General features: G+C 38.2%; 6 protein-coding genes. All 6 read right to left on the reverse strand.

Annotated elements, in window-relative coordinates; genetic code table 11:
* Positions 1–81: 81 nt before the first annotated feature.
* Entirely contained in the window at positions 82–558 is a 477-nt protein-coding gene (locus tag E1140_RS02380) for an outer membrane beta-barrel protein (RefSeq protein ID WP_155178650.1), read from the reverse strand.
* 106 nt (positions 559–664) lie between these two features.
* Positions 665–2,653, reverse strand: coding sequence for a urocanate hydratase (locus tag E1140_RS02385; protein ID WP_155178652.1), 1,989 nt, complete (start codon positions 2,651–2,653; stop codon positions 665–667).
* Positions 2,650–3,426: a patatin-like phospholipase family protein gene (locus E1140_RS02390; RefSeq protein ID WP_155178654.1), complete on the reverse strand. Its 777-nt coding sequence runs from the start codon at positions 3,424–3,426 to the stop codon at positions 2,650–2,652. Before E1140_RS02390 ends, E1140_RS02385 begins: the two co-directional genes overlap by 4 nt.
* Complete coding sequence (locus E1140_RS02395) at positions 3,427–4,266, reverse strand: MBL fold metallo-hydrolase (protein WP_155178657.1); 840 nt, start codon at positions 4,264–4,266, stop codon at positions 3,427–3,429.
* Between the two features lies 1 nt (position 4,267).
* Complete coding sequence (locus E1140_RS02400) at positions 4,268–4,912, reverse strand: DUF6090 family protein (protein ID WP_155178659.1); 645 nt, start codon at positions 4,910–4,912, stop codon at positions 4,268–4,270.
* A 62-nt stretch (positions 4,913–4,974) separates the two neighbouring features.
* Complete coding sequence (locus E1140_RS02405; protein ID WP_155178661.1) at positions 4,975–5,922, reverse strand: acetyl-CoA carboxylase carboxyltransferase subunit alpha; 948 nt, start codon at positions 5,920–5,922, stop codon at positions 4,975–4,977.
* Between the last annotated feature and the right edge of the window lie 69 nt (positions 5,923–5,991).

Consider the following 5,991-nt stretch of genomic DNA (forward strand, 5'->3'; position numbering starts at 1 on the left):
AAAAAAATCTTTCTCATAATTTAAAAGTTTTGGTTTATGATTTAAGTTAAAAAAATATTATTACAATTATCCAGCCAAAAATTAATTTAACGGGAATCTAACACCAAATGAGAACACAGCCTGATCAAAGTCTCCTAGTACATATCTAAACTGTGCAAAGGGCACTACAGAGCCTCCAACATCAAAATTAGCTCCTACGCCTATGTTTAACCCAAGTTCATTATCGCTCCTATCAGGAATACCAAAATCAGATCCATCAAAGCCTATATGCGCTAAATTCAAACCACCTAGAACATATACTGCTACAGATCCAGACTCAGAGAAATAGTAATTAACATTGGCATTCAATTCCCAAAAATTAACTGGATCATCAACAAAGTAATAATTAAAACCAGGTGCAATGGCTAAATTGCTCTTAAGAAAGAACTCTCCATTGATACCTATTCCTAATTCTTCTATTTCTGTTCCGTAAGCTATGTTTCCGCCAATCCTTGACTGACCGTAGGTGGTTATTGACCCCGCTGCCACCAATAAAAATAATAGTAGTACTTTTTTCATTTTATTCGTTTTAATGTTCAACACTAAGTTAGATAAAGCCAAACCATTAATTCAAATGGAATATAAGCTAATTAAGGCTAAAACTTACAGGATAATAAAGATAATTTTAACTTAACAAGTTGTCGCTTACATGGTTAGGTAGCGTTACTTTCAAGTTTGGATTAACTTGCATCGCCCTTTTTATTGCAAAAATGGCTTCTTCATTACGTGCCCAGCTCCTTCTGGCTATTCCATTATTCACATCATAGAACAACATATTCTCTAATCTACGTTCAGCTTCATCAGTACCATCGAGCAACATTCCAAAGCCTCCGTTAATCACTTCACCCCAGCCTACACCACCTCCATTGTGGATTGATACCCAGGTAGCACCTCTAAAAGAATCGCCTATAACGTTATGAATCGCCATGTCAGCCGTAAACTTTGACCCATCATAAATATTGGAGGTTTCTCTATAAGGGCTATCTGTACCAGAAACATCATGGTGATCTCTACCAAGTACAATAGCTCCCATTTTACCTGCTGCTATAGCTTTATTAAAAGCACGAGCTATTTCAATTCTTCCTTCAGCATCTGCATATAATATTCTTGCCTGTGAACCAACTACCAGTTTATTGGTCTTAGCGGCCCTTATCCATCTAATATTATCAGCCATTTGCTGCTGAATCTCAGGCGGAGATTTTTTCTGAAGCTCCTCCAAAACGCTAGCTGCTATCTCATCAGAAATGTCTAAGTCTTCACCCTTACCACTGGTGCAAACCCATCTGAATGGGCCAAAACCATAATCAAAGCACATGGGGCCCATAATATCCTGAACATAAGATGCATATCTGAAATCTATGTTATTCTCAGCCATAATATCTGCCCCAGCTCTTGAAGCCTCAAGCAGAAAGGCATTGCCATAATCAAAGAAGTAGGTTCCTTTAGCCGTATGATTATTAACAGCTGCGGCATGCCGTCTTAATGTAGACTGAACCTGCTTCTTAAACTCTGAAGGGTCTTCAGCCATCAATCTATTAGATTCCTCGAATGAAATATCTACGGGGTAGTAACCTCCTGCCCATGGGTTGTGCAATGAGGTTTGATCTGAGCCCAAATCAATATAGACATTTTCTTTATCGAACTTCTCCCATACATCAACGATATTTCCTTGATAGGCTATGGAAACAACTTCTTTATTCTCCTTGGCAGATTTTACTCTGCTTACCAACTCATCTAAGTCTTCAATTACTTCATCTACCCAACCCTGAGAATGACGGGTATGTGTGGCCTTTGGGTTAATTTCTGCAACAACAGACACGCAACCGGCTATATTACCTGCCTTCGGTTGCGCCCCACTCATCCCTCCTAGTCCAGAAGAAACAAACAACTTACCTTCAAGACCTTCTCCATTTTTAGATATCTTGCGTCCTCCGTTAAGTACAGTGATAGTTGTACCATGAACAATGCCTTGTGGTCCTATGTACATATATGAGCCAGCCGTCATCTGGCCATATTGCGTAACACCAAGTGCATTGAACTTATTCCAGTCATCCTGTGATGAGTAATTAGGAATCATCATTCCATTAGTAACAATAACCCTCGGTGCTGATTTCGATGATGGGAAAAGGCCCATAGGATGCCCTGAATACATGTGTAATGTCTGCTCGTCATTCATAGTAGCCAAATATTGCATAGTAAGCAGATATTGAGCCCAGTTTTGAAACACAGCACCATTACCTCCATAAGTAATTAACTCATGAGGGTGTTGGGCAACTGCAGGATCCAAATTATTCTGAATCATCAACATGATCGCTCCTGCTTGCTTTGACACAAAAGGATACTCTTCCAATGGTCGGGCGTACATCTCATAATCAGGCCTGAGCCTATACATATATATACGACCGTATTTTTCAAGCTCTGTTCTAAATTCTGGAATTAATACTTCATGATGTTTTTTATCAAAATATCTAAGGGCATTTCTCAACGCCAACTTCTTCTCATCCTCAGAAAGAATTTCGCTTCTTTTGGGAGCATGATTAGCATTAATATCGAAAGGCTTGGGAGCCGGCAATTCATTGGGTATTCCCTGAAGGATCTGTTCTTTAAACGTCATATTCCAATCTTTTCAATCAACTTTTGTTCTTCAATTAGCTTTGTGGTTGTCTTATAACCTAGTCCGAATATCTCTTTTGCTTTATTTAAATCCATCACCTTAAAAGGCTCTAAACCTTCAGGTTCAACAAGTATGTCGCATAGCTTAGAACTTGCTATCGCATTTCTGGTAATGGCCAGCATCAGTGCCCTCTCTAAAACAAATCGGGCATTTTTAACTTCAAAATTCTTATCAACAGGATTAGAATGGCTTCCAATAAGTATATCACACCGATCTCTTATTATTTCTGTTGGCAGGTTATTCAGTATTCCGCCATCTATATAGAGCTCATTTTCCAGCGTGACCGGCTGAAAAAGCACTGGTATGCAAGAAGAGGCACAAATGATTCCTATTAGATCGCCACTTTCGAAGTATGTAGTGGTACCAGTTCTAATGTTAGTTGCAGCTATGAATAATGGAATTTTTAACTTCTCAAAAGAATTTTCAGGAAGGTAAGATTCCAAAAACTTCCTTATGACATCCATTTTCAACAAGCCCTTAGTACTCATGGCAGGCTGAATAAACTTGAAGGCTTTGAGGTCTAGAATGATCTTTAATATCTCATTAACCGAATAGCCATAGCTATAAAGTGCGCCAATAATAGCACCCGCACTGGCACCAGAAAGCACATCAAACTTAACTCCATGCTCCTCAAAAGCCTTAATTACACCAAGGTGCGCAATGCCCCTTGCACCGCCTCCAGATAATGTTAAGCCTACACTTTTGGCAGTCATTTATAGAATCTCAGAAAGTGGAAATGATCGATCAAGCCTAACACCTTTTTCTGTGTGCTTAACTGTACAGCACTCATTGACAGGATCATGCTCGAGAAAAAGAATGTACTCGTTATCAGCCGCTTCTTTTAGAAACTGCTCCTTTTCAGACATGGTAAGCAACGGTCTGGTGTCATATGCCATAACATAGGGTAATGGAATGTGCGTAGTTGATGGTAAAAGGTCAGCCATAAATACAATGGTTTTGTCCTTATACTTAATTTTGGGTACCATCTGCTTGTCTGTGTGACCATCGAATGTAGCGATGTCAAATTGCAAAAATGGAGAAGATCCGTCCAATGGCACGAAGTTTAAATGCCCACTTTCCTGCATGGGCATAATATTTTCTGAAAGAAAGGAAGCCTTTTCTCTAGGGTTAGGTTCTGTCGCCCATTGCCAGTGATCTTCGTTAGACCAGTATTTTGCATTTTTAAAGGCAAGCTCAAGTTTCTCTCCATTATAAACCACACCACCACCACAATGGTCAAAATGCAGATGAGTCAGAAACATGTCAGTAATATCCTCTTTGCCAAAACCTTTGTTTTTTAAAGATTTTTCTAAAGAATGATCTCCATGTAAGTAATAGTGACGGAAGAATTTTTCACTTTGCTTATTTCCAATGCCATTGTCAATTAATATCAAACGATTGCTGTCTTCAATCAACAAACAGCGCATGGCCCATGTACAAAGATTGTTTTCATCTGGCATGTTGCTTTTTTGCCACAATGTTTTGGGTACCACTCCAAACATGGCCCCACCATCTAACTTAAAAAACCCGGTATCTATAACATGTAACTTCATACTACTTGCTGGCTTCTAACTCTTCCTTAAGTTTAATTGCCAACCTCTTTCCTTCTTTATATGCACCTAATTTCTGTATTAGATAAGACATGTGCACGCCTAAAATGGTTCTAAACTTATCTGAAGCGAGCTTGGTAATACTCAAACCATCATTTCCTGAAAAGGCATCTTCAATAAGAAAAGGTATAATCTGATTGTCGAAGCTCATTTTATAATAAGACTCTATTTCTTCTATTTGCTCATACCCCTTGTGGTAAAATTCAATGATATCAATTCTCAGCTTTAAGCTTAATAATTCAAACTTTCCAGAAGATTTCACTGATTCATAAGTGATATTTCTGCTATAAAATGAAGCTAAACTCGCAATTCTTGAAATGGCTATACTAATAGAGTCCTTAGACAATGGTCTTGTTTTGGCCTCCAACATTCTTTTAAATAAAATCGTATCCTGCTGACCATCTAATATTAATGAGTCAAGCTCTGATATATCTTTATCAATATCAGTGATCATTGATTCAATATAGGTATCCTGTAGTTCTTTAGATTTTTTTGCTTCATTATAGTTGTTCAAGCTATAAGCAATAGTAATACCTGTAATCACTACAAGCAGATTTATCAAATGATCTAACCAGTTAATCTTTTTCATATTTTAAGCATTAAAAAAGCCACAGAATATTCTGTGGCTCTAATTTAGTAAATCTTTATTTTTTATTCCTTGAACTGGCCCATTGCACAGAATTTATCAATTCTTTCACTTATACGCTGCTCAGGAGTCATTTTATCTAATTCCGCATGCGTATCTTTAATATACTTCTTAATTTCTTTTACCATGAATTTAAGATCTGTATGTGCACCGCCTAAAGGCTCTTTAATGATACCATCTATAAGTTTAACATCAAGCATGTCTTTGGCTGTCAATTTTAGAGCTTCAGCCGCCTGCTCCTTATAATCCCAGCTTCTCCATAAGATTGAAGAGCAAGATTCTGGTGAGATCACAGAGTACCATGTGTTTTCCAACATTACTACCCTATCTCCTATGGCTATACCTAATGCACCTCCAGAAGCACCTTCACCTATAATAATACAGATTACAGGTACTTTGAGCATAAACATCTCTTTCAAGTTTCTGGCTATAGCCTCGCCCTGTCCACGCTCTTCAGCTTCAAGACCAGGAAAAGCACCAGGAGTATCAATAAATGTGATGATGGGCTTATTAAACTTCTCAGCAAGTTTCATCAACCTAAGGGCCTTTCTGTAGCCTTCAGGATTAGCCATACCAAAGTTACGCATCTGGCGTTGCTTGGTATTTCTACCCTTCTGCTGGCCAATAACCATAAAAGTCTGCTTGTCAATAGTACCAAACCCACCGATCATGGCTTTATCATCAGCAACATTCCTATCGCCATGTAACTCAACGAAATCGTCAAGTATTTCATAAACATAGTCGAGTGTATATGGTCTCTCAGGGTGCCTAGAAAGCTGTACCCTTTGCCATCTGGTGAGGTTATTGAAAGTATCCTTTTTCAGGTTCTTAATCTTTGTTTCTAGTGATTTTACGGCTTCTTTTACATCTACATCACTGTCAGCAGCGATTTTCTTCATGTCTTCGAGTTTTGCCTCTAAATCTGCAATAGGCTTTTCAAAATCCAATAGCATATCCGTTTAGTTAAAGGTACAAAATTATAACTTATATTGATTTATGATAAGTAAAGGTTGGGTATTTGC

Source organism: Fulvivirga lutimaris, from assembly GCF_009711525.1.
Taxonomy (GTDB): domain Bacteria; phylum Bacteroidota; class Bacteroidia; order Cytophagales; family Cyclobacteriaceae; genus Fulvivirga; species Fulvivirga lutimaris.

Bases quoted from the DNA above. Each gene is read 5' to 3' on its own strand.
- E1140_RS02380 (WP_155178650.1), bottom strand. From the start codon at position 558: ATGAAAAAAGTACTACTATTATTTTTATTGGTGGCAGCGGGGTCAATA.
- E1140_RS02385 (WP_155178652.1), bottom strand. From the start codon at position 2,653: ATGACGTTTAAAGAACAGATCCTTCAGGGAATACCCAATGAATTGCCG.
- E1140_RS02390 (WP_155178654.1), bottom strand. From the start codon at position 3,426: ATGACTGCCAAAAGTGTAGGCTTAACATTATCTGGAGGCGGTGCAAGG.
- E1140_RS02395 (WP_155178657.1), bottom strand. From the start codon at position 4,266: ATGAAGTTACATGTTATAGATACCGGGTTTTTTAAGTTAGATGGTGGG.
- E1140_RS02400 (WP_155178659.1), bottom strand. From the start codon at position 4,912: ATGAAAAAGATTAACTGGTTAGATCATTTGATAAATCTGCTTGTAGTG.
- E1140_RS02405 (WP_155178661.1), bottom strand. From the start codon at position 5,922: ATGCTATTGGATTTTGAAAAGCCTATTGCAGATTTAGAGGCAAAACTC.